At 71.8% G+C, this 24,450-nt stretch carries 22 protein-coding genes and 2 tRNA genes; 18 read left to right on the top strand and 6 right to left on the bottom strand.

The genetic code is table 11. From position 1 onward, the window contains the following. Nucleotides 1-55 precede the first annotated feature (55 nt). Nucleotides 56-1,228 carry a hypothetical protein gene (locus M8542_RS11520; protein ID WP_257920061.1) on the bottom strand — a complete coding sequence of 391 codons (1,173 nt, stop codon included), beginning with the start codon at nucleotides 1,226-1,228 and terminating at the stop codon, nucleotides 56-58. Between the two features lie 262 nt (nucleotides 1,229-1,490). Beyond that, nucleotides 1,491-1,564: transfer RNA gene (locus M8542_RS11515), tRNA-Pro, on the bottom strand. Between the two features lie 79 nt (nucleotides 1,565-1,643). Here M8542_RS11515 and M8542_RS11510 point away from each other — a divergent pair. Then, a tRNA-Gly gene (locus tag M8542_RS11510) sits at nucleotides 1,644-1,717 on the top strand. Here the strand turns inward: M8542_RS11510 and M8542_RS11505 are convergent. Further along, entirely contained in the window at nucleotides 1,669-6,351 is a 4,683-nt protein-coding gene (locus M8542_RS11505) for a HAMP domain-containing protein (RefSeq protein WP_257920192.1), read from the bottom strand. The two genes, M8542_RS11510 and M8542_RS11505, sit on opposite strands and share 49 nt — an antisense overlap. Nucleotides 6,352-6,490: 139 nt before the next feature. Between M8542_RS11505 and M8542_RS11500 the strand changes: the two genes are divergently transcribed. From M8542_RS11500 to M8542_RS11490, 3 genes are all read left to right on the top strand, one after another. Then, nucleotides 6,491-8,044 carry a SpoIIE family protein phosphatase gene (locus M8542_RS11500; protein WP_257920060.1) on the top strand — a complete coding sequence of 518 codons (1,554 nt, stop codon included), beginning with the start codon at nucleotides 6,491-6,493 and terminating at the stop codon, nucleotides 8,042-8,044. A 65-nt stretch (nucleotides 8,045-8,109) separates the two neighbouring features. After that, nucleotides 8,110-8,652 carry a type 1 glutamine amidotransferase domain-containing protein gene (locus M8542_RS11495; protein ID WP_257920059.1) on the top strand — a complete coding sequence of 181 codons (543 nt, stop codon included), beginning with the start codon at nucleotides 8,110-8,112 and terminating at the stop codon, nucleotides 8,650-8,652. A gap of 86 nt (nucleotides 8,653-8,738) precedes the next feature. Further along, nucleotides 8,739-8,942, top strand: a complete 204-nt coding sequence (locus M8542_RS11490) for a hypothetical protein (protein ID WP_257920058.1) — start codon at nucleotides 8,739-8,741, stop codon at nucleotides 8,940-8,942. A 62-nt stretch (nucleotides 8,943-9,004) separates the two neighbouring features. On the opposite strand, the gene M8542_RS11485 is transcribed toward M8542_RS11490, so the two are convergent. Continuing rightward, a complete protein-coding gene (locus tag M8542_RS11485) occupies nucleotides 9,005-9,349 on the bottom strand; it encodes a hypothetical protein (protein WP_257920057.1) in 345 nt (114 codons plus the stop codon). 220 nt (nucleotides 9,350-9,569) lie between these two features. Here M8542_RS11485 and M8542_RS11480 point away from each other — a divergent pair, with 220 nt between their 5' ends. The 5 genes from M8542_RS11480 to M8542_RS11460 all read left to right on the top strand — a co-directional run bounded on the left by M8542_RS11480 (nucleotide 9,570) and on the right by M8542_RS11460 (nucleotide 13,424). After that, complete coding sequence (locus M8542_RS11480; protein ID WP_257920056.1) at nucleotides 9,570-9,989, top strand: helix-turn-helix domain-containing protein; 420 nt, start codon at nucleotides 9,570-9,572, stop codon at nucleotides 9,987-9,989. Beyond that, complete coding sequence (locus M8542_RS11475) at nucleotides 9,986-10,840, top strand: alpha/beta fold hydrolase (protein ID WP_257920055.1); 855 nt, start codon at nucleotides 9,986-9,988, stop codon at nucleotides 10,838-10,840. Before M8542_RS11480 ends, M8542_RS11475 begins: the two co-directional genes overlap by 4 nt. Continuing rightward, nucleotides 10,837-11,199, top strand: coding sequence for a DUF4180 domain-containing protein (locus M8542_RS11470; RefSeq protein ID WP_257920054.1), 363 nt, complete (start codon nucleotides 10,837-10,839; stop codon nucleotides 11,197-11,199). Before M8542_RS11475 ends, M8542_RS11470 begins: the two co-directional genes overlap by 4 nt. 153 nt (nucleotides 11,200-11,352) lie before the next feature. Continuing rightward, a complete protein-coding gene (locus M8542_RS11465; RefSeq protein ID WP_257920191.1) occupies nucleotides 11,353-12,447 on the top strand; it encodes a sialidase family protein in 1,095 nt (364 codons plus the stop codon). A 137-nt stretch (nucleotides 12,448-12,584) separates the two neighbouring features. Continuing rightward, nucleotides 12,585-13,424, top strand: coding sequence for an SAM-dependent methyltransferase (locus tag M8542_RS11460; RefSeq protein ID WP_257920053.1), 840 nt, complete (start codon nucleotides 12,585-12,587; stop codon nucleotides 13,422-13,424). Between the two features lie 42 nt (nucleotides 13,425-13,466). Here the strand turns inward: M8542_RS11460 and M8542_RS11455 are convergent, their stop codons facing one another. Together M8542_RS11455 and M8542_RS11450 are read right to left on the bottom strand one after the other, a co-directional pair. Beyond that, complete coding sequence (locus tag M8542_RS11455) at nucleotides 13,467-14,300, bottom strand: aldo/keto reductase (protein WP_308210255.1); 834 nt, start codon at nucleotides 14,298-14,300, stop codon at nucleotides 13,467-13,469. A 23-nt stretch (nucleotides 14,301-14,323) separates the two neighbouring features. Further along, nucleotides 14,324-15,508 carry an MFS transporter gene (locus tag M8542_RS11450; RefSeq protein WP_257920051.1) on the bottom strand — a complete coding sequence of 395 codons (1,185 nt, stop codon included), beginning with the start codon at nucleotides 15,506-15,508 and terminating at the stop codon, nucleotides 14,324-14,326. A 136-nt stretch (nucleotides 15,509-15,644) separates the two neighbouring features. Here M8542_RS11450 and M8542_RS11445 point away from each other — a divergent pair, with 136 nt between their 5' ends. From M8542_RS11445 to M8542_RS11410, 9 genes are all read left to right on the top strand, one after another. Then, the gene (locus M8542_RS11445) at nucleotides 15,645-16,106 is read left to right on the top strand and encodes a MarR family winged helix-turn-helix transcriptional regulator (protein WP_257920050.1); all 462 of its coding nucleotides are present in this window, start codon (nucleotides 15,645-15,647) and stop codon (nucleotides 16,104-16,106) included. 331 nt (nucleotides 16,107-16,437) lie between these two features. Then, the gene (locus tag M8542_RS11440) at nucleotides 16,438-17,709 is read left to right on the top strand and encodes an ROK family transcriptional regulator (RefSeq protein ID WP_257920049.1); all 1,272 of its coding nucleotides are present in this window, start codon (nucleotides 16,438-16,440) and stop codon (nucleotides 17,707-17,709) included. Nucleotides 17,710-17,814: 105 nt separating this feature from the next. Further along, nucleotides 17,815-18,924, top strand: coding sequence for an inositol-3-phosphate synthase (locus M8542_RS11435; RefSeq protein WP_257920048.1), 1,110 nt, complete (start codon nucleotides 17,815-17,817; stop codon nucleotides 18,922-18,924). Then, nucleotides 18,909-19,748, top strand: coding sequence for an SCO3242 family prenyltransferase (locus tag M8542_RS11430; RefSeq protein WP_372508517.1), 840 nt, complete (start codon nucleotides 18,909-18,911; stop codon nucleotides 19,746-19,748). The genes M8542_RS11435 and M8542_RS11430 overlap by 16 nt, the downstream gene beginning before the upstream one ends. After that, on the top strand, nucleotides 19,745-20,566 hold the full coding sequence (locus M8542_RS50330; RefSeq protein WP_308210254.1) for a sugar phosphate isomerase/epimerase family protein: 822 nt from the start codon (nucleotides 19,745-19,747) through the stop codon (nucleotides 20,564-20,566). Before M8542_RS11430 ends, M8542_RS50330 begins: the two co-directional genes overlap by 4 nt. After that, a complete protein-coding gene (locus M8542_RS50325; RefSeq protein ID WP_308210253.1) occupies nucleotides 20,563-21,108 on the top strand; it encodes an EboA domain-containing protein in 546 nt (181 codons plus the stop codon). The genes M8542_RS50330 and M8542_RS50325 overlap by 4 nt, the downstream gene beginning before the upstream one ends. Next, nucleotides 21,108-21,959, top strand: coding sequence for a TatD family hydrolase (locus M8542_RS11420; protein ID WP_257920047.1), 852 nt, complete (start codon nucleotides 21,108-21,110; stop codon nucleotides 21,957-21,959). Before M8542_RS50325 ends, M8542_RS11420 begins: the two co-directional genes overlap by 1 nt. Beyond that, nucleotides 21,956-23,083: a metabolite traffic protein EboE gene (gene eboE / locus M8542_RS11415; RefSeq protein ID WP_257920046.1), complete on the top strand. Its 1,128-nt coding sequence runs from the start codon at nucleotides 21,956-21,958 to the stop codon at nucleotides 23,081-23,083. Before M8542_RS11420 ends, eboE begins: the two co-directional genes overlap by 4 nt. Next, nucleotides 23,080-24,447 (top strand): alkaline phosphatase family protein, encoded by a 1,368-nt coding sequence (locus M8542_RS11410; RefSeq protein WP_257920045.1) that lies wholly within the window; start codon nucleotides 23,080-23,082, stop codon nucleotides 24,445-24,447. Before eboE ends, M8542_RS11410 begins: the two co-directional genes overlap by 4 nt. The last annotated feature ends 3 nt before the right edge of the window (nucleotides 24,448-24,450 follow it).

The raw sequence follows: 24,450 nt of genomic DNA, 5'->3' as shown, positions 1-24,450 counted from the left end.
ATATCGTCCGAACGGCTGATTTCCCGCCCCGGAGGGCGTCACGGTCCGCGGCGGGTTACCCGAGCCCGAACCACTGCAGCACCCGGATCGCCAGCCAGATGAGCAGGCCCGTGATCGTGAGCAGCTTGCCGCCCTGCCATAGCGATGTCGCCAGCGACAGACGCGCCCGTTGGCCCATCAGCGGCGCGCGGATCCCCACCGACGCCAGCGCTGCGGTCATGGCCCGGCCCACGAACTGGGCGTCGGTGCGCAGATCGTAGGGAGCCATGGCGTGCGCAGCGCGCCGGGCGATCACGCCGCGCCGGGTTCTGGGGCCCACCGGATACATCCGCGGCACCCACCCGGTACCGAACACCACGACTGCGCGAACCCAGGGATCGGCCCCGGCGACGTCGTCCAGCCGTGGCAGATCCGGCACGACCGCAGCCAGCCGCTCGGCCACCTGAGGTGACCGGCCCGGCAGCAGCAGCATCAGCTTCCGCGGCGGCTGGGTGGCCCGAGCCTGCCGCACCTCCCACCACAACCCCTCGCCCGCGCCCAGGCTCAGCACGATCAGCCGGGACAAACCCATCAACTCCCGCACCGTGTCCTGCCAGTCGTCCAGCGGCAACGAGAACCGCGCCGCCCCAAGCTGTGGCAGCGGCTGCCCCGGCCGCCCCACCGCGATCACCGGCCCGAGAGCGCCCAGCGCCGCCGCCAGTTGCTCCTCCCGCGAATGCAGCAGCGGAATCATCCCGTCATCGACCTGGGTCGTGGCCGCGTCGTCGGCGAAACTCCGCAGATACAGCACCGGCGCACGACCGTCAGCCAGCACTGCCTGCGCGGCAGCACGCGCTGCCCGCGGACGGCAGAAACGCGTCAAGACGAAACCCGCGCCCGCCACGGCCAGGCCACACGGCAACCCCACCAGCTGCGTCATCACCGGCAACTCCGCGCTCCGCCGCTGCACCGTCGCGACCGCGACGAAGCCCGCAGCCAGCAACGTGACACCCGCTCCTTCACCCACCACGAACACCGGCCGCCACCACCACGGCCGGGGCGAAACGAACCGGGCGACCAGCGCCGCGACCTCCGTCGCACCGGCCCGTCGCCGACATCGCAACCGCCACGCCACCATCCCCAGCGCCGCCGCCGGCGCCGCCCAACACACCACCACCCACCCGGCCACCCCCACCGTTACCAGCAAATGCACCGCGACATACCCCGATGCCATCGCCATTGCCGTCACCAGACGAGAAAAAACACGCGACCGAGAGACCATCCCCACCCCCGCACCACACTCCGAAACCGAGCACACCAGTGGTACCACTGCGGCTTGTAACAACCGGATTCAGAAACAGGCTTTGAGGATGAGTGACGACCTGCTGCGGGCGGCGGAGGCCGCCGCCGACTCCGGCACGAAAGAGTGGTGCCACGAAGCGCCGTGAGCTCACCGCCGCCGCCGAGGTACTGATGGTGACGGGCTGGACCCGAAGGTCCAGCCCCATGAGTCGGGATGACAGGATTTGAACCTGCGACCCTCCGCTCCCAAAGCGGATGCGCTACCAAGCTGCGCCACATCCCGTGACACCCCCAGGGGGGTGTGTGATCAGCCTAGCGGGTCACGCTAAGCTGACTTCGCACCCGGGTACCGACGGGGGCACGCGGGTGTAGCTCAATGGTAGAGCCCTAGTCTTCCAAACTAGCTACGCGGGTTCGATTCCCGTCACCCGCTCCATCTGTGTCGAAGGCCGCCGGGGTTGAGGCCGCGTCCGCCTCCAGGGATGTTGCGATCACGTCCAGGAGCTTGTCCGTGTCCACCGGCTTCGTGATGTAGTCGTCCGCGCCGCTCGCCAACGTCCTCGCCCGGTCCTCCGGGGTGGCCTTCGCCGTGACCGCGATCACCGGCAGGTCCGCGTTGGCCGCTTCCGCCCTGATCGCCGCGATCGTCGCGTTGCCGTCCAGCTCCGGCATCATCACGTCCATCAGCACCAGCGCCGTGTCCTCGTTGCGCTCCAGGGCCCGGATGCCGTCCACGCCCGTCTCCGCGTAGACCACCTCCAGGCCCGCCTGCTCCAGGACCGCGGCCAGCGCGAACACGTTGCGCAGGTCGTCGTCGACGATCAGGACCTTCTCGCCGTGGAAGCGCTTCGGGGTCACGTCCGGCGCCGCCACCAGGACCGTGCTCGGGACCGGCGGCAGCCGCGGGGACGACAGGGCCGTCACCGCCGGGTCCACCAGGTTGGCCGCCGCCACCGGGAGGTACAGCGTGAACGTCGATCCCACGCCCGGCTCGCTCACCACCCGGAGCTCGCCGCCCAGCAGCTCCGTCAGCTGCTGGCTGATGTTCAGGCCCAGGCCCGTGCCGCCGTACTTGCGGCTCGTCGTGCCGTCCGCCTGGCGGAACGCCTCGAAGATCACCGCCAGCTTCTCCTCCGGGATGCCGATGCCGGTGTCCTCGACGGCGAACGCGATGATGCCCGGCGCGTTGCGGAGTGCCTCCTGTTCGACCTCCGCCGGGTCCGCCGCCCTGATGTGCAGGCGGACGCCGCCTTCGTCGGTGAACTTCGCCGCGTTCGAAAGCAGGTTGCGCAGGACCTGCTGGAGACGGTGCTCGTCGGTGTGGACGCTGCCCGGCACCGGGGGATCGATGTGGACCGCGAACTCCAGTCCCTTGTCCGCCGTCAGCGGGCGGCACAGCGACTCGACGTAGTCCACCAGCTCCGGCAGCGTGATGTCGGTCATCTGCAGGTCGAGCCGGCCCGCTTCGACCTTCGCCAGGTCCAGGATGTCGTTGATCAGCTGCTGCAGGTCCGACCCCGCCGCGTAGATCGTCTTCGCGAACTGGATCTGCTTCTCCGTCAGGTTCCCTTCCGGGTTCTCCGACAGCAGCTTCGCCAGGATCAACGCGCTGTTCAACGGCGTCCGCAGCTCGTGCGACATGTTCGCCATGAACTCGGTCTTGTACTGCGACGCCACCGTCAGCTGCCCGGCGCGCTCCTCCAGCTCCTGGCGCGCCTGCTCGATCTCGCTGTTCTTGACCTCGATGTCGCGGTTCTGCTGGGCCAGCAGGGCCGCCTTCTCGGCCAGCTCCGTGTTGGACCGCCGCAGCTCGCCCTGCTGGGCCTGCAGCTGCTCGGACCGGGCGCGCAGCTCCTGGGCCAGCCGCTGCGACTCCGTCAGCAGCGCTTCCGTGCGCGAGTTCGACAGGATCGTGTTCACGTTGACGCCGATGGTGTGCCGCAGCTGCTCCAGCAGGTCCTGGTGCACCGTGCTGAACTCGTTGACCGACGCCAGCTCCAGCACCCCGAGCACCTCGCCCTGGAACAGCACCGGCAGCACGATCAGGTTCACCGGCGACGCCGACCCGAGGCCGGACGACACCAGCGCGTACTCCGGCGGTGCGTTGTGGACGAGGATCGTGCGGTGGTCGACCGCGGCCTGCCCGATCAGCGACTCGCCGAGCGCGAACCGCAGGCCGGCGCGGGACTGCGCGAGGCCGTACGCGGCGATGCACTCCAGCACCGTGCCGTCGCGGTCGTCGTCGCGGGCCAGGAAGAACGCGCCCTGCTGCGCGCGGACCAGCGGGGCCAGCTCGGACAGGATCAACGCCGCCACCGACGCGAGGTCGCGGTGGCCCTGCATCCGGCCCGACAGCTGCGCCAGGTTCGTCTTCAGCCAGTCCTGCTCGCGGTTGGTCCTCGTCGTCTCCTTGAGGTTCGCGATCATCTGGTTGATGTTGTCCTTGAGGTCCGCCAGCTCGCCGGAGGCGTCCACGGTGATGTGCCGGGTCAGGTCGCCCGCGGTCACCGCGGTGGCCACCTGGCCGATCGCGCGGACCTGCGTCGTCAGGTTCCCGGCCAGCTGGTTCACGCTCTCGGTGAGCCGTTGCCAGGTGCCGGACACGCCGTCGACCTCGGCCTGACCGCCGAGCTTGCCCTCGGTGCCGACCTCGCGCGCGACACGCGTGACCTCCGAGGCGAACGCCGAGAGCTGGTCGACCATCGTGTTCATCGTGGTCTTGAGCTCGAGGATCTCGCCGCGGGCGTCGACGTCGATCTTCTTCGTCAGGTCGCCGCGCGCGACGGCCGTGGTGACCTGCGAGATGTTGCGCACCTGGCTGGTCAGGTTGTGCGCCATGAAGTTGACGTTCTCGGTGAGGTCCTTCCAGGTCCCGGCCACGCCGGGCACCCGCGCCTGACCGCCGAGGATGCCTTCGGTGCCGACCTCGCGCGAAACGCGGGTGACCTCGTCGGCGAACGCGCGCAGCGTCTCGACCATGCCGTTGAGCGTCTCGGCCAGCGCCGCGACCTCGCCCTGCGCCTCGATGGAGATCTTCTTCGACAGGTCGCCGTTCGCCACGCCGGTCGCCACCGTGGCGATGCTGCGCACCTGGTCGGTCAGGTTCGTGGCCATGACGTTGACGTTGTCGGTCAGGTCCTTCCACGTGCCCGCGACACCGCGGACCGTGGCCTGGCCGCCGAGCTTGCCTTCGGTGCCGACTTCGCGGGAGACGCGGGTGACTTCGTCCGCGAACGCCGAGAGCTGGTCGACCATCGTGTTGAGCGTGGTCTTGAGTTCGAGGATCTCGCCGCGCGCGTCGACCGAGATCTTCTGCGTCAGGTCGCCCTTCGCGACCGCCGACGTCACCGTGGCGATGTTCCGGACCTGGTCGGTCAGGTTGTTCGCCATGAAGTTGACGTTGTCGGTGAGGTCCTTCCAGGTCCCGGCGACGCCGGGCACGGTGGCCTGGCCGCCGAGCTTGCCTTCGGTACCCACCTCGCGGGCGACGCGGGTGACTTCGTCGGCGAAGGCCGAGAGCTGGTCGACCATCGTGTTCAGCGTGGTCTTGAGTTCGAGGATCTCGCCTCGGGCGTCCACGGCGATCTTCTGCGTCAGGTCACCGCGCGCGACGGCCGTCGCGACCTGGGCGATGTTGCGGACCTGAGTCGTCAGGTTGTTCGCCATGAAGTTCACGGACCCGGTGAGGTCGCGCCAGGTGCCGGCGACGCCGGGGACCTGCGCCTGCCCGCCCAGCTGCCCCTCGGTGCCGACTTCGCGGGCGACGCGGGTGACTTCGTCGGCGAAGGCCGAGAGCTGGTCGACCATCGTGTTCATGGTCGTCTTGAGCTCGAGGATCTCGCCGCGCGCGTCGACGGTGATCTTCTGCGTCAGGTCGCCCTTCGCCACGGCTGTGGTCACGTGGGAGATGTTGCGGACCTGGTCGGTCAGGTTGTCGGCCATGCCGTTGACCGAGTCGGTCAGGCTGCGCCACGTGCCGGCCGCGCCGGCCACCTCGGCTTGCCCGCCGAGCTTGCCCTCGGAGCCGACTTCACGCGCCACGCGGGTGACCTCGCCGGCGAACGCCGAGAGCTGGTCGACCATCGTGTTGAGCGTGTTCTTGAGCTGCAGGATCTCGCCGCGGGCGTCGACGTCGATCTTCTTCGTCAGGTCGCCGGTGGCCACCGCGGTCGCCACCAGTGAGATCCCGCGGACCTGCTCGGTGAGGTTGTCGGCCATCTGGTTGACCGAGTCGGTGAGGTCGCGCCAGGTGCCGGCGACGCCCGCGACCTGGGCCTGGCCGCCGAGCTTGCCGTCTGAGCCGACCTCGCGGGAGACGCGGGTGACCTCGTCGGCGAACGACGAAAGCTGGTCGACCATCGTGTTGATGGTGTTCTTGAGCTCGAGGATCTCGCCGCGGGCGTCGACGTTGATCTTCTGGGTCAGGTCGCCGCGCGCGACGGCGGTGGTGACCTGGGCGATGTTGCGGACCTGCTCGGTGAGGTTGTCGGCCATGAAGTTGACCGAGTCGGTCAGATCTCGCCAGGTGCCGGACACGCCCGGGACGACCGCCTGGCCGCCGAGACGTCCCTCACCCGCGATCTCGCGGGAGAGCCTCGTCACTTCGGCGGCGAAGCGCGACAGCTGCGCGATGAGGCCGTTGACCGTCTTCGCCAGCGTGGCGTACGCGCCCTGCAGCGGACGGCCGTCCAGCGTCATGGTCATCGGCTGGGAGAGGTCACCGTCGGCGACGGCGCCGAGCACCCGGTCGAGCTCTATCGTCGGCCGCGTGAGGTCCTCGACCAGGCCGTTGACGCTGTCGACGGCCGTGGTCCAGCCGCCCGGGCCGACCTCGGCTTCGAGCCGCTCGCTGAGCCTGCCGTCCTGGCCGACCGCCGCGCGCACCCGCAGCAGCTCGCTGACGAGCCGCTGGTTGCGTTCGGCGATGTCGTTGAACGCGACCGCGAGCTGGGCCGAGATGCCGTCGCCGTGCGGGACGAGCCGCCGGCGGAAGTTGCCGTCCCCGAGATCCCGCACCGCCACGAGCAGCCGCTCCAGCGCCGCTGCCTCGCTCTGGGATTCCGTTGTCATGTGTGCCGACCCTCTCCACCACGCATGCGCCAGCCATGGTCTCCGACCCAGCGTGTCATGATTCGCCCTACACTTCGAGCCAGTCCGCCCGCTCACGCGGTAACCGTGCGACAGCAGTCCGGAGGCAGGAGGTCCGTGCATGGTGTCACGTCCGGCTCCGGCGTCGGCGGCCCTGCCACCGATGACCGGTGAGGACGCGCCGCCGGGCTTCGACGCGTTCGGGCGGGCGGTGCTCGAAGACGTTCGTGACGCGGTGTTCCTGGCCGACGCCGACGGCGTGCTGCGCTGGGCGAACCCGGCGGCCCGCGCGCTGACCGGGGGCGCCGAGCCGCGCCTGCACCCGCTCACCGAGACCTCCGGGCACGTCGAAGCCGCCGCGCACCGCCGGCCCGCCCGGATTCGCGCGCTCCCCGGCGGCTGGCACTCGTGGACGGTGCCCGCCGAGGACGTCCCCCAGCGGCACGTCGGCGACTTCCTGGCCGAGGCGGGGCCCCGGCTCGCCGGCGCCCGCGGGCGCCACGGCACCGCGCGCGTGATCGCCGAGCTGGCCGCGTCCGCGCTGGCCGACACGGTTTTCGTGCTGCTCCCGACCACCCGCGGCCGCTGGGAGTGGTGGAGCTGCGAGCGCCCGTCGGCGCACGGCCACGGCCGGATCCGGCGGGTCCCGGCGCAGGCCGCGCCGGTGCTGACGGCGACGTTCGCGGCCACCGGGACACCCCGGCCGGCCGCGGTCCCGGCGGCCGAGGTCTCGGCGCTGCCCTCGGCGGTCGCCGACCACTTGGCCGGGCACGCCGAGGTGACGGTGGTTTCGCTCGGCCCGAGCGTGAGCGCCGGGGTCACCGGCGCCCTGCTGCTGGGCCGCCGGGCCGACCCGGAGTTCGGCGCCGAGCAGGCCCGTGCGGTGGGTGAGTTTGCCAGGGCGGCCGGGACGGCGCTGGCCAACGCCCAGCGCTACGCCCGCCAGGAGGAGGCGACCCGCGGCCTGGAGACCACGCTGCGTCCGGTCGACCCGCCCGAGCTCGACGGCGCCCGCTTCGAGACCTGGTACGAGCCGGCCGGCGGGGTGCTCGCCGTCGGCGGCGACTTCTACGACGTCCTCCCGCACGACGACGGCAGCGCGTTCCTCGTGCTCGGCGACATCTGCGGCAAGGGCGCCGAGGCCGCGGCGCTGACCGGCCGGGTCCGGCACGCGCTGACCGCGCTCGCCATGGTCGAGCGCGACGGCCGGACGCTGCTGCGGCTGCTCAACGAGCTGCTCATCGCCGGCGGCAGCAGCCGGTTCGCCACCCTCGTGCTCGGCACGGCCACCCCGGTCGAGGGCGGCGTCGACCTGACGCTGGCCTCCGGCGGGCACCCGGCGCCGCTGATCGTCCGCCGGGCGGGCGAGGTCGAAGAGGTCACCGTCCCGGGCACGCTGGTCGGGATCTCACCGCAGGCGCGGTTCGCCGAAGCCCAGGTGCGGCTCGGGCGCGGCGACATGTGCCTGCTCTACACCGACGGCATCACCGAGGCCCGCAACCGCCACGACCCGACCGAGCTCTTCGGCGACGACCGGCTGCGCGCGGTGCTCACGGCCGCGGCGGGCAAGCCGGCCCGCGAGGTCGTGCGGCGGCTGCGCCAGGCGGTGCGCGACTGGCTGGGCAGCTCCGCCCACGACGACATCGCGGTGCTGGCCGTCGAGTGCTCCGGCTGAGTCCTGTTTGGCCGCCCCCGGAGGGGGTAATTCCTTCGAGCATTGATCTCGACGAAGGAAGTCCCATGGCGAATTCACTGCAAGGCCGCCGCGTCGCGATCCTGGCCGCGGACGGTGTCGAACAGGTCGAGCTGGAGCAGCCGCGCCAAGCCGTCCTCGACGAGGGCGCGACGGTGGAGCTCGTCTCGCTCGACACCGGCGAGATCCAGGCGATGAACGGCGACATCGACAAGGGCGACCGCTTCCCGGTCGACCGCAAGGTCGCCGACGTCGCGATCGGCGACTTCGACGCGCTGCTGCTGCCCGGCGGCACGATGAACCCCGACAACCTCCGCACGGACTCCGGCGCGGTGCGGTTCGTCGGCGACTTCGTGCGCGCCGGCAAGCCGGTCGGGGTGATCTGTCACGGTCCGTGGACGCTCGTCGAAGCCGATGTCGTGCGTGGCCGCACGCTCACTTCGTACCCGAGCATTCGCACCGACCTGCGTAACGCCGGCGCCACCGTGGTCGACGAAGAAGTCGTAGTCGACAACGGCTTGGTCTCGAGCCGCAATCCGGACGACCTCCCGGCGTTCTGCTCGGCGGTCGTGCGGGAGTTCGCGGGCTGAAGTCCTTTGTGGACATCACCCGGCCGTGTGTTAAGTCCCGCTTAAATTTGTTGGCTTTCGGCACCGCGGCGGAGGACGCTGAGGGTGTGACCCGGATCGCCCGCGGAGAGGAGGTGGACGCGATGACCGTGCACGCCAGGCGCTACGGCCGCTGGTGCCGTGAGCACTTCGACGCGCTCGCCGCCGAGGGTGTCCCGGAGCCCCGTGGCGCGGAGCCGGCCGCCGGCCAGACCCGGCCCGAGCCCGAACCGGAGCCCGTCAAACCCGGGGTCGAACCGCCGCCGCGCTGAGTTTTCCAAGCATGAAAAGAGCCCCTTTCCGGCGAGTCGCCGGAAAGGGGCTCTTTTCATGCTCAGCGGTAGCTGCGCCGGTACCAGACCCGCCGCGGGCCGGGCGCGGCGATGCGCGTGATGACGTCGGTCAGGATCGCGCCGATGACGAGCCAGATGACCGCCGCGAGGCCGTCGTTCAGGAACGTCCGCAGCTTCTCCGAGTCGGGCGTGAAGAGGTTGCGCAGGCCGAGGGACACACCCGCCGACCACTCGTCGACCAGCTGCGCGAACCCGTTCGACATGTTCGCCTCGCCCAGCACCAGCACGATGTGCACGGCGAGGACCAGTGCGAACACCGCGCACACGAGGTGGATGAGAGCGTTGACCGTCCGCATGATCCGCAGGCGAGCGGGTGTTCGTTCCACGACTTCTTCGGTCGCAGCGGGCTCGTACCGCGGTTCGTACGGTTCCGGGGGCGGGGGATACGGCATCGTCGCCGTCCTTTCGACTGTCCGGCCTGGACGTAGCTGGGCGTGCGCTCGCAGGTCCGTGGAGTACCCGACACCCGAGTGAGCGAATCATGGGTTCCGTAAACTTCCCTGAGTGTTGACATGATAGGGTTGTTTGCGGAACATGAGGAGGGGTATGGCGCAGGAAGTCTTCTCCGTCGAACAGGTCGCCGAGCAGCTCGGCCTGCACGTCCGCACGGTGCGGAACTACGTGCGGGACGGGCGGCTGAAGGCGGTCCGGATCGGCAAGCAGTACCGGATCACCGCCGAGGACCTGGCGGCGTTCACCGGGCTGCCCGAGCCGAAGGCGGAGCGGCCCGCCGCCGAGCTGTCGGGGGTCGTCGAGATCGGCGGGGTCGACCGGGCGGGGGCCGACCGGATCTCGACCATGGTCGTCGCCTCGGTGAACGGGCCGCGGGACGGGGGTGAGCGCCTGCGCGTCGAAACCATCTACGACAAGGAGCGCGCCACCATGAAGATCATCGTGTTCGGCGACCTCGCCGCCGGCGCCGACCTGCTGCGCTGGGTCGCCTCGATCACCGAAAACCTGACGTGAGCGCGATATACCGCTCGGCCGAGGGCGCTCGCGTGCTCCGGCAGCGGTACGACGCGCTGGTGGAGCGCTGGCCCGTGCCGCACGAGCCGCGCGTGCTGGGCACTCGTCTCGGCGACACCTTCGCCGTGGTCTCCGGGCCGGTGGACGCGCCACCGGTCGTCGCGCTGCAGGGCTCCGGCGGCACCACCGCGCACTGGCTGCCCGACATCCCGGTGCTCGCCGGGCGCCTGCGCGTGCACGCCGTCGACGCGCCGGGCGAGCCGGGACGGACCGTCGAAGCGCGGCCGCCGCTCGGTTCGCCCGCCTACGCCGACTGGCTCGAAGACGTCCTCGACGCGCTCGAGCTGCCGCGGGCGGCGGTGCTCGGCACGTCGCTCGGCGGCTGGTGGGCACTGGACTTCGCGCTGCGGCGGCCGGCCCGGGTTTCGGCGCTGGTGCTGGTCAACCCGGCCGGGATCGGCCGGCGGCGGGTCGCGCCGCTGCTCAAGTTCGCCGCGCTCAGCGTGTTCGGCGACTGGGGACGCCGGCGCTCGCTGGCGATGGTCGCGAAGGGGAGCCCGGCCGACCCCGGGCGGCGGGAGATCGGCGAGTTCACCCTGGCCACCTTCGAACACTTCAAACCGCGGCTGGAGCCGATCCCGGAGTTCCCCGTCGAGCGCCTGCGGGAGCTGGAAATGCCGCTGCAAGCGCACTTCGGCGCGCACGACGTCCTGCTCGACCAGCGCGTCGCGGCGGCGAAGCTGCGGGCAGCCCGCCCGGACGCCGACGTCCGGCTGGCCGAGGACGCCGGGCACTTCCTGCCCGGCTGGGCCGAAGCCGCCGCCGAATTCCTGAACGGAGACCGGAAATGATCGAACAACGCCACGGCGCCGGAGTGTGGTTCGTGCCCGCCGACGGTCCGGAGCTGGCCACCGAGCAGGACGCGGTCGACCTCGTCGGGGCCACCTACGGGCTCGCTGCCGAGGTCATCGTGGTGCCGGTCGAGCGGTTCGCCGACCGGTTCTTCGACATGCACGCGAAGCTCATCGGGCACTTCTTCTCGAAGATCGTCCAGTACGGCTTCCGGCTGGTGCTGCTCGGCGACGTCCGGGCGCACATCGAGGCCAGCGACGCGTTCCGCGACGTCGTGCGCGAGTCGAACCGGGGCCGGAGTGTCTGGTTCGTGGCCGACTTGGCGGAGCTGGATGCGCGGCTGGCTGCGGTGGGCTGAGTCGGGGCCCGTTCGGCGTGGGCGAACCGGGGCCGGAGTGTCTGGTTCGTGGCCGACCTCGCGGAGCTCGACGCCCGGCTGGCCGCCGCCGGCTGAGCCGCGTGGGCGAACCTCGTGCGGGGCGGGCAACCCCGCCTCGCGCGGGACGTCCAGCTGATCATGCGAATCCCGGCGCTGCTGGCGTCCGTCCTCACCCTCCTGGCCGTTTCCGCCGCACCCGCGACCGCGGAAACGGTGGTGCCCCAAGGGTTCCGGCCCGCTTCGACGAGCTGGACCGGCCCCGCCACCGGGTACGTCCTCGGGTACTCGCCCTGCGGGCCTTCGTGGTGTCCCGCGCTGCTGGGCACCACCGACGGCGGTGGGCACTGGCGGCGGCTGGGCGCGCCGCCGATGTCCTTGCCGGACAACCACAACCACGTCGCGCTGACCTTCGTCGGCGACCGGGTCGCCTACGTCAGCGACGGCGTCCACGTCCGGACGACGCGGGACGGCGGCGCGAGCTGGCACCCGGTGAGCCTGGTCGGCGCACGCGAGCCCTACTACCTCTCGAAGATCACCGAAACCGCCGGCCGGGTGTTCGCCGTGCTGACCACCTACGGCGACGGCCGCGGTTCGACCCGGCTGTACTCGGGCGCGGCGGGCTCGCCGGTGCTGGTTCCGGTGCCCGGGTTCGCGGTCACCGGCGGGATCACCTACGGCGACCTGGCCGTCGGCGGCGGGCTGCAGGTCGCGCTCGGCGCCGACTACGGCACCGAGGAGTACTGGACCTCGCGTGACGGCGTCCGCTTCACGCGGGCCGGCCCGCCGTGTCCGAAGGGGTCGGTCGCTTCGCTCGCCGGCGTCCGCGACCGGCAGGTGGTGGCGTTGTGCAGCAGCAGTCCCGGCTCACCGCAGCCGGGCTCGACCGAACGGCGCCTGCGGCACGCGCCGAAGCTGGGCGGGGCGTTCAGCGGGGACGGCGAGGCGCCGGTCGTCGGGATCACCCAGGGCTTCGGTGCGGCTTCACCGACGTCCGCGACGGTCGCGGCCGAAGGCGGTGGCGCCGGGTTCCTGCACAGCACGACTGACGGCGGTCGCACGTGGACGACGACACTTCTGTCCGAACGGGGGCTCAGCCTGACCGATCTCGACTTCCCGGGCCGCGGCACCGGCGTCGTCGTCGACGGTCAGCCGGACGCCGACGGCGGCTCCGCCCTGTATCGGACCACGGACGGCGGACATCACTGGCACGAACTGCGATTCGGGTAGTTGTCCCTGGCAGCCAAGGCCCTTCGGCCCGGTTCACTTGGTGAACGGCATGTCGTAGTCTGTGCACTGTCCGTTGCCGGACACAGGTGGCCGGGCCCGGGCAGGGGCCGGGCGCCACGAACGAGGGAGAACAGTCGATGACGCCTGGCGACCTGCGGTCCGGAACCGAGGGCGGCTCGGCGTTCCTCGATTTCTCCAAGGCGAGCCTGGCCAGGCTGTCCGACGCCCTGCTCGGCGGGCACGACCACTACGAGGTCGACCGCGAAGCGATGCGGCGGCTGCTGGCGATCGCGCCCGGCGCACGGGCGATGGCGAAGGAACACCGCGACTGGCTGGTCCGCGCGGTGCGGTTCCTCGCCGGGAAACGCGGCATCGACCAGTTCCTCGACCTGGGCTCCGGCATGCCGACCGCGGAGAACACCCACCAGGTGGCCCAGCGGTACAACCCGGACGCGCAGGTGGTGTACGTCGACAACGACCCGGTCGTGCAGGTGCACGGCCGCGCGCTGCTCGAAGAGAACTACCTGACGCACGTGACGGGCGCGGACCTGACCCGCCCGGCCGAGACCCTCGCCGACGACGTCGTCAAGGAGTACCTGGACTTCTCGCGGCCGGTGGCCCTGATGCTGACGTCGATCGTGCACCACATCGACGACTACGAGCGGGCGAAGCGGATCGTCGCGGAGTACGTGGCGGCGCTCGCGCCGGGGTCGTACCTGCTGCTCACGCACCACTTCGACCCGGAAGAGGACTCCCCGCGCCAGGAGCTGGCGCGGTTGCTGGAGACGAGCTTCCAGGGCACCGGCCTCGGCAGCGTGCACCGCACGCGGGAGCAGATCGCGGCGTTCTTCGAAGGCACCGAACTGCTCCGGCCCGGGCTGGTCTACCTGCACGAGTGGTGGCCGGACGGCCCGCGGCTGAACCCGTTGAGCGAGCTGAACTTCCTGACCTTGGGCGGAGTCGCCCGCAAACAATGACCGAACCCGGCACTTTCACGTGAAAGTGCCGGGCCGGTGTGGTCAGGCGGCGTTGAACGTGTCCGGGTCCGGGCCGGTGCGCTCGCCGCGGTCCAGCGGCGTCAGCGACTCCAGTTCCTCCTCCGAGAGGGTGAACCCGAACAGGTCGAAGTTTTCCGCGATCCGCGACGGCGTCACGGACTTCGGGATCACCACGTTGCCCAGCTGGAGGTGCCAGCGCAGGACGATCTGCGCGGGCGTCCGGCTGTGCTTCACCGCGAGGTCGGCCACGAGCGGGTCACCCAGCAGGCTGCCGCCCTTGGCCAGCGGGCTCCACGCCTCGGTCGCGATGCCGTGCTTGGCGTCGAACTCGCGGACCTCCCGCTGCTGCAGGTACGGGTGCAGTTCGATCTGGTTGAGCACCGGGGCGACGTCGGCGGCGTCGAGCAGGCGGAGGAGGTGCGCCGGCTGGAAGTTGGACACGCCGAGCGCGCGCACCCGGCCGTCCTTGTACAGCTTTTCGAACGCCTTCCAGGTGTCGAGGTACTTGTCGCGCTCGGGCGTCGGCCAGTGGATCAGGTAGAGGTCCAGCTGCTCCAGGCCGAGCTTCTGCATGCTCTCGTCGAACGCCTTGAGCGTCGAGTCGTAGCCCTGGGCCGAGTTCCACAGCTTGGTGGTGACGAACAGTTCGTCGCGGGCGACGCCGGACTCCGCGATCGCCTGGCCGACGCCCTTTTCGTTGCCGTAGACGGCCGCGGTGTCGATGCTGCGGTAGCCCGCTTCGAGGGCGGCCTTCACGGCGGCGGTGGTCTCGTCGTCGGGGACCTGGAACACGCCGTAGCCCAGCTGGGGCATGGCGACGCCGTTGGCGAGTTCGATCACGGGCACGCTGGTCACGAGGGTTCCTTTCGGTGGGTGGTTCATCGGGCGAGTACCCGTTCTGCGGTGTCGAAACTAGCCGCGTTCCGGCGGTCGAGCAGGCCGGAGACGAGGGCCACGGCCAAGCCGGCGGCGGCGAGCGCGGCGCCGATCCAGCTGGGGGCGGTGTAGCCGAGGCCGGCGCCGATGGCCTGGCCGCCGAGCCACGCGCCACCCGCGTTGCCGAGGTTGAACGCGGCGATGTTCGCCGCCGAGGCCAGCGCCGGGGCGCCCTCGGCCTTGGCCATGACGCGGGCCTGCAGCGGCGGGACCGTCGCGAACCCGGCCGCGCCGAACAACGCGATGGTGATCGCGGCCGGCACCTTCGCGTGCGCGGTGAAGACGAACGCGACCAGCACGATCGCCAGCGCCGCGAGGATGACGTACAGGCTGGGCATCAGCTTGCGGTCCGCGGCCCGGCCGCCGAGCAGGTTCCCGGCGAACAGCCCGGCGCCGAAGAGCACGAGCAGCCAGGTGACCGCGCCGCCGGAGAAGCCGGCGACCTCGGTCATCATCGGCGCGATGTAGGTGAAGGACGCGAACACCCCGGCGAAGCCGAGCGCGGTCATCACCAGCGCCAGCCACACCTGCGGGCGGCGGAACACGGCGAGCTCGCGGCGCAGGCCGGCGTCCGGGTCCGGCTCCTGGTGCGGCACGAGCGCGAGGATGCCGATCGCGCCGGCCACGCCCAGGGCGCTGACCACCCAGAACGTCGAGCGCCAGCCGAAGGCCTGACCGAGCGCGGTGCCGGCCGGCACGCCGAGGACGTTGGCCACGGTCAGCCCGGTGAACATCAGCGCGATGGCGCCGGCCTGCTTGGCCGGGGCGACCAGCGACGCGGCGACGACCGAGCCGACGCCGAAGAACGCGCCGTGGGACAGCGCCGCGACGACCCGGCCGGTCATCAGCAGGCCGTAGCTCGGGGCGAGCGCCGAGAGCACGTTGCCGGCGATGAAGAGACCCATCAGGGCGACCAGCACGGTCTTGCGCGGGACCCGCGACGCGAGGGCGGTGAGCACGGGCGCGCCGACGACGACGCCGAGCGCGTAACCCGAGATGAGCAGGCCTGCGGACGGGATCGAGACACCGAAGTCGGCCGCGACCTCGGGCAGCAGGCCCATGATCACGAACTCGGTGGTGCCGATCCCGAACGCGCTGATCGCCAGTGCGAGCAGAGCGGCGGGCATGGACTTCCTTCTTCCGGAGGTAGACTGAGTGCGTCGGCAACTACGGGCGTCCGAGATAGTTGCAGACGCCGTATATTGCACGAGCTTTACAGTGCAGCGTGCAACGGTGTGCGCGCAAGTCTGGGAGAGGTGAACCGTGTCACTGGACGACGACGCCGTGGAGGCGAGAGCGCAGGGCTGGCGCACGCTGGCCGCACTGCACGCGCGGATCGAGGACCGGCTGCAGCGCGCGCTCGAGCGCGACCACGAGCTTTCGGTGAGCGAGTACAGCGTGCTCGACGCGCTGGCCCGCCAGGACGGCTTCCACCTGCGGATGAACCAGCTGGCGAACGCGGTGGTGCTCAGCCAGTCCGCGACGACGCGCCTGGTCACCCGGCTGGAGGGCCGCGGTCTGCTGGCCCGCTACCTCTGCGCGGACGACCGCCGCGGCATCTACACCGAGGTGACGCCGGCCGGTCAGGCTCTGCTGACGGCGGCGCGCCCGACCCACGACGCGGCGCTCGCCGAGGCCCTGGCCGACGCCGAGGCGTTGCCGGAACTTTCGCCGCTGGTCGCCGCGCTGGGCACGCTCACCTTCACACCGGTGCCGCAGACCTGACGAAAGCTTGCGCAAGTCCGCCGACACTCCTCCCGGACCCGAGCGCCCCAATGTGGCCTTGGTTGCGTCTGACGCACCGAAGGGCCCCTTGGGTGCGTCAGACGCACCGAAGGCCACATTGGGGCGCTTCGGCGGCTCGTTCGGCGGGAGGATTAGGTCGGCGATTTCCCGAACCTGTGCTCCATCCGTGGGACACTTTCGCTTCCACCGAGCGATAGTTTCGCTGGTCAGCACCGTTTGTCCGGCTTTTGTCCGCACTCGGGCGCGTTGACCGGATCGTTTCGCCGCACTTAATTTGTTGACCCACCAGACGAACCGGGGTGGTGTCGGCGTGGACTCCTCCTTCTCGCGCAAACCGGTGCGCCCGGCCGACCAGGCCGCCGTCCGCCGGAGCAACCTTTCGCTGGTGCTGCGGCACCTGCGGGACGCGGGGTCCCGGTCGCGGGCGGGCATCGCCGCGGAGACCGGGCTGAACAAGGGAACCGTGTCCAGCCTCGTCGCGGAGCTCGCCGAGCGCGGGCTGGTCCGCGAAGGCGCCAGGGAACGCGCCGGCGCCGTCGGGCGGCCGGGGACGATCGTCGAGCTCGACGGGCGGGACGTCGGCGGGATCGGCGTCGAGATCCAGGTCGACTACCTGACCGCGCTCGCCCTCGACCTCACCGGCACCGTCCTGTTCGAGCAACGCGTCGCGCTCGACGTGCAAGCGCTTCCCGTGGCGAAGGTGCTCGACGCCGGCGCCGAGCTGACCGCGCGGGCGCTGCGGGAGTGCCGCCGGCTCGGGGTGGTGCCCGCCGGGGTGACCGTCGGGATCCCGGCGCTGGTCGACGTCGCGACCGGCACCGTCGCCTTCGCGCCGAACCTGCACTGGACCGATGTGCCGGTCGCGGCCGCCATCACCGAGCGGCTGACCCGGCGGCTCGGCCCGCCGGCGTTCCCGATCCGCACGGCCAACGACGCGAACCTCGGCGCGCTCGGCGAACACGCGATGGGCAGCGTCGCCGGGACGGCCGACCTGGTGTACCTCACCGGGGAGATCGGCGTCGGCGGCGGCGTGATCTCCGGCGGCCGGCTGCTCGGCGGCGCGGAGGGGTTTTCCGGTGAGATCGGGCACATCCAGCTGGACCCGGCGGGCCGCGTCTGCGGCTGTGGGCGCCGCGGCTGCTGGGAGACGCTCGTCGGGCTGGCCGGCATGCTGCGGCTCGCCGCGTCCCCGAGCGACCCGGTGCACGACCCGTCGCTCGACCTCGAACAGCGGCTCGACATGATCCGCCGCCGCGCCGAGCTCAAGGACCGGCGCACCCTCGACGCGCTGGCGCAGGTCGGCGCCGGGCTCGGGGTCGGCGCGGCCGTGCTGGTCAACGTCTTCAACCCGCGAGTGGTGCTGCTGGGCGGCTACTTCGCCCAGCTCGGGCCGTACCTGCTCGGCCCGATGATGCGCGAGCTGCGGGCCCGGGTGATCGCCCCGGACATCGGCGGCTGCCGCGTCGAGCTGTCCTGGCTCGGGTTCTCCGCGGCCGCGCGGGGCGGCGCGCACGTCGCGCTGCAGGCGGTGTTCGACGACCCGGCGGTGGTGCCGGCCCGGCCGGAACAGGACAGCGGATGACACGGGGGAAACGCTTGCTCCGGTTGGGCGATAGAGATCGGTGGGCCGCGGCACGCCTGGCGAACGACGACGGGTGGGGGCCGGCCACTGAACAGGGAGGACAACATGGGGAAGATCGGTGTCTGGCTGATCGGCGCCCGCGGATCGGTCGCCACGACCGCCGTCGCCGGGGCCGCCGCGATGCGCGCGGGGCTCGCCGCGCGCACGGGGTGCGTCACCGAGCTGCCGGACTTCGCCGGGGCTGAGCTGCCCGGGCTGGGGGACCTGGTCTTCGGGGGACACGACGTCGTCGACACGCCGCTGGTCAAGCGGGCCGAGCAGCTGGCGGCGGCGGGCGTGCTGCCGGCCACGCTGCCGGGGCCGGTCACCGCCGAGCTGGAAGCGGCCGAAGCACGCCTGCGCCCGGCGCCGGCCGGGGGCGGGCGCACGGCCGCCGACCAGATCGTCGCGGATCTACGCGAGTTCGGCGAGGGTCTGGACCACGTGGTCGTGGTCAACGTCTCCTCCACCGAACCGCCCTGCGCGCCGCACCCGGCGCAGGAGTCCTTGGCCGCGCTGGAAGCGCACCTCGACGTGCTCCCCGCCAGCTCGCTGTACGCCTACGCCGCGTTCCGCGCGGGTTGTGCCTTTGTCGACTTCACCCCGTCCACCGGCGCGCGGCTCCCGGCGCTCGACGAGCTGGCCCGCACGGCCGGCCTCCCGTACGCGGGCCGCGACGGCAAGACCGGCGAGACGCTGCTGCGGTCGGTGCTCGCGCCGATGTTCGCCCAGCGCGGCCTGAACGTGCTGTCGTGGTCGGGCACCAACCTGCTCGGCGGCGGCGACGGCGCCACGCTCGCCGACCCCGGCGCGGCGTCGAGCAAGAACGCCTCGAAGCAGCAGGTCCTCGAGCAGAACCTCGGCCACGCGGTCGACGGCGAGGTCCACATCGACTACGTCCCGGCGCTCGGCGACTGGAAGACCGCCTGGGACCACGTCCTGTTCGAAGGGTTCCTCGGCGCGCGCATGACACTGCAGCTCACCTGGCAGGGCTGCGACTCCGCGCTCGCCGCGCCGCTGGTGCTCGACCTCGCCCGGCTCACCGGCAAGGCCTGCCGCGACGGCGTCGCCGGGCCGGTGGCCGAGTTCGGGTTCTTCTTCAAGGATCCCGCCGGCGACGGCCCGCACGACCTCGCGTCGCAGTACGCGGCCCTGCGTGAGTGGGCGAACCGGTGAAGGCGCTCGTCGAACTCGTCCGCGCGCCCGCCGCGCTGACCGTGCCCGGCGACGCCGTCGCCGGGGCCGCCGCCTCGGGCTGGCCCTTCGGCCGGCGCACGCTGGCGCTGACCGGCGCGTCCGTCTGCATCTACTGGGCGGGCATGGCGCTCAACGACTACGCCGACCGCCACCTCGACGCGATCGAGCGGCCCGAGCGGCCGATCCCGTCGGGCCGGGTCTCGCCGGGCACCGCGCTCGGCGTGGCCGGCGGGCTGACCGCGGGCGGGCTGGGCATCGCCGCGGCCGCGGGCGGCACGCGGGCGCTGCGGGTCGCCCTGCCGCTGGCCGCGACCGTCTGGGCCTACGACTTCGTGCTCAAGGAGACCGTGTTCGGCCCGGCCGCGATGGCCGCCGCCCGGGTTTTCGACGTCCTGCTCGGGGCGGGCGGGGCGCGGGCCGCGGTGCCCGCCGCGCTCACCGTGGGGGCGCACACCTACGCGGTGACGACGTTGTCGCGGTCGGAAGTGCACGGCGCCAAGCCCGCGCTGCCGGCCGCCACCCTGGCCGCCACGGCCGGGGTGCGCGTCGCCGCCGGCCGCGTCGGGCCGCTGGCGTCGGCGCTGCTCGGCACGTACCTGGCGACGACCGGGCGGGCGCAGTACGACGCCGTCCGCGACCCGGCGGCGTCGAAGATCCGCCGTGCGGTCGGCGCCGGGATCCACGGGATGATCCCGTTGCAGGCCGGGCTGATCGCGCGGACCGGGGCGTGGCGCTCGGCGCTGGCCGTGGCCGCCGCGTTCCCGATCGCGCGGGCGCTGAGCCGGAAGGTGTCCCCGACATGAGGTTCGGCTACGGCACCAACGGCTTCGCCAACCACCGCCTCGGCGACGCGCTGCGCGTCCTGGCCGACCTCGGCTACGACGGGGTCGCGCTGACGCTCGACCACCAGCACCTCGACCCGTTCGGCCCGGACCTGGCCCGGCACGTCGCCGCGCTGCGGGTCGAGCTGGACCGGCTCGGGCTGGCCGTGGTGATCGAGACCGGCGCCCGGTTCCTGCTGGACCCGTGGCGCAAGCACTCGCCGACGTTCCTCGACCCGGACCGCGCCCGCCGCGTGGAGTTCCTGACCCGGGCCGTCGAGATCGCCGCGGACCTGAACGCAGAAGCGGTCTCGTTCTGGAGCGGGAACAAGCCGGCCGACCTGTCCATTGAGGACGCTTGGGTGCACCTGGTCGACGGGTGCGCCGAGGTGCTCAAGGCGGCCGACGAACACGACGTCAAGCTGGGTTTCGAGCCGGAGCCCGGGATGCTCGTCGAGGACCTCGACGGCTACTTCGAACTCTCTCGAAGGCTCGGCGATCCGGAACGCTTCGGGTTGACGCTGGACATCGGGCACTGCCGGTGCAACGAGTCCGCGTCCGTGCCCGACTGCGTGCGGCGCGCGTTGCCGCGGCTGGTGAACGTGCAGATCGACGACATGCGCCGCGGCACGCACGAGCACCTCGAGTTCGGCCAGGGTGAGATCGACTTCCCGCCGGTGCTGGAAGCGCTGTCGCCGTACCCCGGGCTGGTCGCGGTGGAACTGCCGCGCGACAGCCACGCGGCGCCGCGGATCGCCCGGGAGTCGCTGGAGTTCCTGCGGAAGGCGGTGAGCGCGTGAACGCGTGGCTGGACGAAGCGCTGACCAAGGTCGCCGCCGACGCGACCGCGCTGCGCACGGTGTTCCCGGGTGTCGGCCGCCGCGTCGGCCGGGGCCCGTCGGACACGCCGGGGTGGACGGTCGACGACGTCGCTCGCGTGGAGCTGCTCAAAGCGGCTCCGGGCGCCGCGGCGGAGATGCCTGATCTCTACCGCTACGGCGATGCCGCCGAGAAACGGGCCGTCCTGCGTGGACTGTCCGTTGTGGACATCGGCGACGCCGGGCTCGACCTGGTGGCCGACGCCCTGCGCACCAACGACACGCGGCTGGTCACGGCGGCGATGGGGGAGTACGCGGTCACGCACCTCGACGACTCCGCCTACCGCCACGGCGTGCTCAAGTGCGTCTTCATGGGCATCCCCCTGGCCGAGGTGGCCGGGCTGGACCGCCGGACCGACGAGGAGCTGCTGCGCATGATGCGGTCGTTCGCCGCCGAGCGCACCGCCGCGGGCCGGGACGTGCCCGCCGACCTCCTCCCGCTGCTGACCGAACAGGACGCCTGATGCGCATCTTCGATCCCCACATCCACATGAGCTCCCGCACCACCGACGACTACGCGGCCATGCACGCCGCCGGCGTCCGGGCGCTCGTCGAACCGGCGTTCTGGCTCGGCCAGCCGCGCACCAACGTCGGCAGCTTCACCGACTACTTCGACGCGCTGGTCGGCTGGGAGCCGTTCCGCGCGAGCCAGTTCGGCATCGCCCACCACTGCACGATCGCGCTCAACCCCAAGGAGGCCAACGACCCGCGCTGCGCGCCGGTGCTGGACCTGCTGCCGCGTTACCTGGAGAAGGACGGCGTGGTCGCGGTCGGCGAGATCGGCTACGACTCGATGACCGCCGAGGAGGACAAGGCGTTCGCCGCGCAGCTCGCGCTGGCCATCGCCCACGACCTGCCGGCGATGGTGCACACCCCGCACCGCGACAAGGCGGCCGGCACCGAGCGCAGCATCGCCGTCGTCCGCGAGTCCGGCATCGCGCCCGAGCGCGTGGTGCTCGACCACCTCAACGAGATGACCGTCGCGATGGTCAAGGAGTCCGGCTCCTGGATGGGGTTCTCGATCTACCCGGACACCAAGATGGACGAAGAGCGGATGGTCGCCATCCTGCGCGAGTACGGCACCGAGCGCGTCCTGGTGAACTCGGCCGCGGACTGGGGCAAGAGCGACCCGCTCAAGACCCGCAAGACCGGCGACGCCATGCTCGCCGCCGGGTTCACCGAGGACGACGTCGACCGGGTGCTGTGGCGCAACCCCGTCGAGTTCTACGGGCAGAGCGGACGGCTCGCTTTGGAAAGCGAAGCGACGGAAGCCGAGTTCGCGGGCAACTCGATCCTGCGGGGTGCGCGCAAGTGAGGTTCCGGCACCGCGACGGCACGCTCGTCCACCTCGCCTACTGCACCAACGTGCACCAGGCCGAGGACCTCGACGGCGTGCTCACCCAGCTGGCCCGCTTCGGCGAGCCGGTGCGGGAACGCCTCGGCGTCGACCGGCTCGGGCTGGGCCTGTGGCTGGCGCGCCCGGTGGCCGCGGAGCTGGTCGCGAACCCGGCGGCGGTGGCCCGGCTGCGCGCTGAGCTGGCGGCTCGCGGCCTGGAGGTCGTCACCTTCAACGGGTTCCCGTACCAGGGGTTCCACGACCCCGTCGTCAAGCACAAGGTGTACCGGCCGGACTGGTCGACGCCGGAACGGACGCGGTACACCCTGGACCTCGCGCGGCTGCTCACCGAGCTGCTCCCCAGCGACGCGGCCCGGGGCAGCGTCTCGACGTTGCCGCTCGGGTGGCGGACGGAGTGGCGTGACGACGGCGGTCAGCTGGAGCTGCTCGCCAAGGGGCTGGCGAAGCAGGACCGGCCGGTGCGGGTGGCGTTCGAGCCGGAGCCCGGCTGCGTCATCGAGACGACCACGCAGGCGGCGTCGCTGCTGTCCGATGTGGACACCGACTGGCTCGGGATCTGCCTCGACACCTGTCACCTCGCGGTCGGGTTCGAGGACCCGGCGGCCGCGCTCGACCGGCTCGAGGCGGCCGGGCTGGACGTCGTCAAGCTCCAGGCGTCGGCTGCCCTGGAGGCCGTGAACCCGGCTGATCCGGCGACGCGGAAGGCGCTGGAGTCCTTCGTGGAACCCCGGTTCCTGCACCAGAGCAACGAAAGCGCCCCACCCGGGGCGGACGACCTCGACGAGGCGCTGGCCGGTGGGCTGCCGGGGGAGGCGCCGTGGCGCGTGCACTTCCACGTGCCGCTGCACGCCGACCCGGCGCCGCCGCTGACGTCGACCCGGCCGGTGCTGGCCGGCACGCTGGCCGAACTGTTCGGCGGCACGGCGGCGCGCACCGACCACGTCGAGGTCGAGACCTACACCTGGCAGGTGCTCCCGGACGCACCCGCCGACGACGCCGGGCTGGTCGCGGGCATCGCGGCCGAGCTGGACTGGACCCGGCGAGAACTGATCGCACTAGGCTTGGAAGAGGTTTCGGAATGAGTTTGCTCGTCCTCGACGTCGTCGGGCTGACCCCGCGGCTGCTGCCGCACATGCCCAACCTGCGCAAGATGGCCGAGCCCGGCTTCACCGCGCAGCTCGACACCGTGTTCCCCGCGGTCACCTGCTCGGTCCAGTCGACGTTCCTCACCGGCCTGCAGCCGGCCGAGCACGGCATCGTCGGCAACGGCTGGTACTTCCGCGACCTCGGCGAGATCTTCCTGTGGCGCCAGCACAACCGCCTGGTGCAGGGCGACAAGTTCTGGGACGCGGCCCGCCGCGCCCAGGCCGGCCACCGCGTCGCCAACGTCTGCTGGTGGTACGCGATGGGCATGGACGTCGACCTGACGGTGACCCCGCGGCCGATCTACCACGCCGACGGCAAGAAGTCCCCGGACGCCTACACGCACCCGCCGCAGCTGCACGACCGGCTGGTCGGCGCGCTCGGCGAGTTCCCGCTGTTCACCTACTGGGGCCCGACGGCGGCGATCACGTCGTCGAAGTGGATCATCGCCGCCGCCCAGAAGATCATGGCCGAGGACAAGCCGGACACCACGCTCGTCTACATCCCGCACCTGGACTACGACCTCCAGCGGTTCGGGCCGGACGCGCCCCAGGCCGCGGCCGCCGCGCGCGAGATCGACGAAGCCTTGAAGCCGTTGCTGGACCAAGCGGCCGCGGGCGGGCACACCGTCGTCGCGCTCTCGGAGTACGGCATCACGAACGCGAGCCGGCCGGTCGACGTCAACCGGGCGCTGCGCCGCGAGGGCCTGCTCAACGTGTACGTCCAGGCGGGCATGGAGTACCTGGACCCGTGGACGTCCCGGGCGTTCGCGGTGGCCGACCACCAGGTCGCGCACGTCTACGTCGCCGACCCGGCCGACATCCCGCGGGTGCGGGACATCGTGGCCGGACTGTCCGGAGTGGACGTCGTGCTCGACCGCGAAGGTCAGGCGGGCATCGGGATCAACCACGAGCGGGCCGGTGAGCTGGTCGCGATCGCCGAGCCCGACGCGTGGTTCACCTACTACTACTGGCTGAGCGACGACCGCGCGCCGGACTTCGCGAAGACCGTCGAGATCCACCGCAAGCCCGGCTACGACCCGGCCGAGCTGTTCTTCGACCCGAACGACCCGGCGGTGAAGCTGAAGGCGGCGTCCGCGCTGGCGCGCAAGAAGCTCGGTCTGCGGTACTCGATGCAGGTCGTCCCGCTGAACCCCGCGCCGGTCAAGGGCAGCCACGGCCGGCTGCCCGACGCGCCCGAGGACGGGCCGGTGCTGCTGTGCTCGGATCCTTCGCTCGCGCGCGAAAAGATCCACGCCACCGAGGTCAAGGATCTGCTGCTGGCGGCTGTCCGAACCGACTAGGAG

This window comes from Amycolatopsis iheyensis (assembly GCF_024703995.1).
GTDB classification, from domain to species: domain Bacteria; phylum Actinomycetota; class Actinomycetes; order Mycobacteriales; family Pseudonocardiaceae; genus Amycolatopsis; species Amycolatopsis iheyensis.
Note: the sequence above shows the minus strand (reverse complement) of the source record. Positions and strands in the feature narration are given on the sequence as shown.

Excerpts from the sequence above, each read along its gene's own strand:
- M8542_RS11460 (WP_257920053.1), top strand. The coding sequence starts at position 12,585 with ATGACGCCTGGCGACCTGCGGTCCGGAACCGAGGGCGGCTCGGCGTTC.
- M8542_RS11500 (WP_257920060.1), top strand. The coding sequence starts at position 6,491 with ATGGTGTCACGTCCGGCTCCGGCGTCGGCGGCCCTGCCACCGATGACC.
- M8542_RS11505 (WP_257920192.1), bottom strand. The coding sequence starts at position 6,351 with ATGACAACGGAATCCCAGAGCGAGGCAGCGGCGCTGGAGCGGCTGCTC.
- M8542_RS11420 (WP_257920047.1), top strand. The coding sequence starts at position 21,108 with ATGCGCATCTTCGATCCCCACATCCACATGAGCTCCCGCACCACCGAC.
- M8542_RS11495 (WP_257920059.1), top strand. The coding sequence starts at position 8,110 with ATGGCGAATTCACTGCAAGGCCGCCGCGTCGCGATCCTGGCCGCGGAC.
- M8542_RS11470 (WP_257920054.1), top strand. The coding sequence starts at position 10,837 with ATGATCGAACAACGCCACGGCGCCGGAGTGTGGTTCGTGCCCGCCGAC.
- M8542_RS11410 (WP_257920045.1), top strand. The coding sequence starts at position 23,080 with ATGAGTTTGCTCGTCCTCGACGTCGTCGGGCTGACCCCGCGGCTGCTG.
- M8542_RS50330 (WP_308210254.1), top strand. The coding sequence starts at position 19,745 with ATGAGGTTCGGCTACGGCACCAACGGCTTCGCCAACCACCGCCTCGGC.
- M8542_RS11450 (WP_257920051.1), bottom strand. The coding sequence starts at position 15,508 with ATGCCCGCCGCTCTGCTCGCACTGGCGATCAGCGCGTTCGGGATCGGC.
- M8542_RS11435 (WP_257920048.1), top strand. The coding sequence starts at position 17,815 with ATGGGGAAGATCGGTGTCTGGCTGATCGGCGCCCGCGGATCGGTCGCC.
- M8542_RS11480 (WP_257920056.1), top strand. The coding sequence starts at position 9,570 with ATGGCGCAGGAAGTCTTCTCCGTCGAACAGGTCGCCGAGCAGCTCGGC.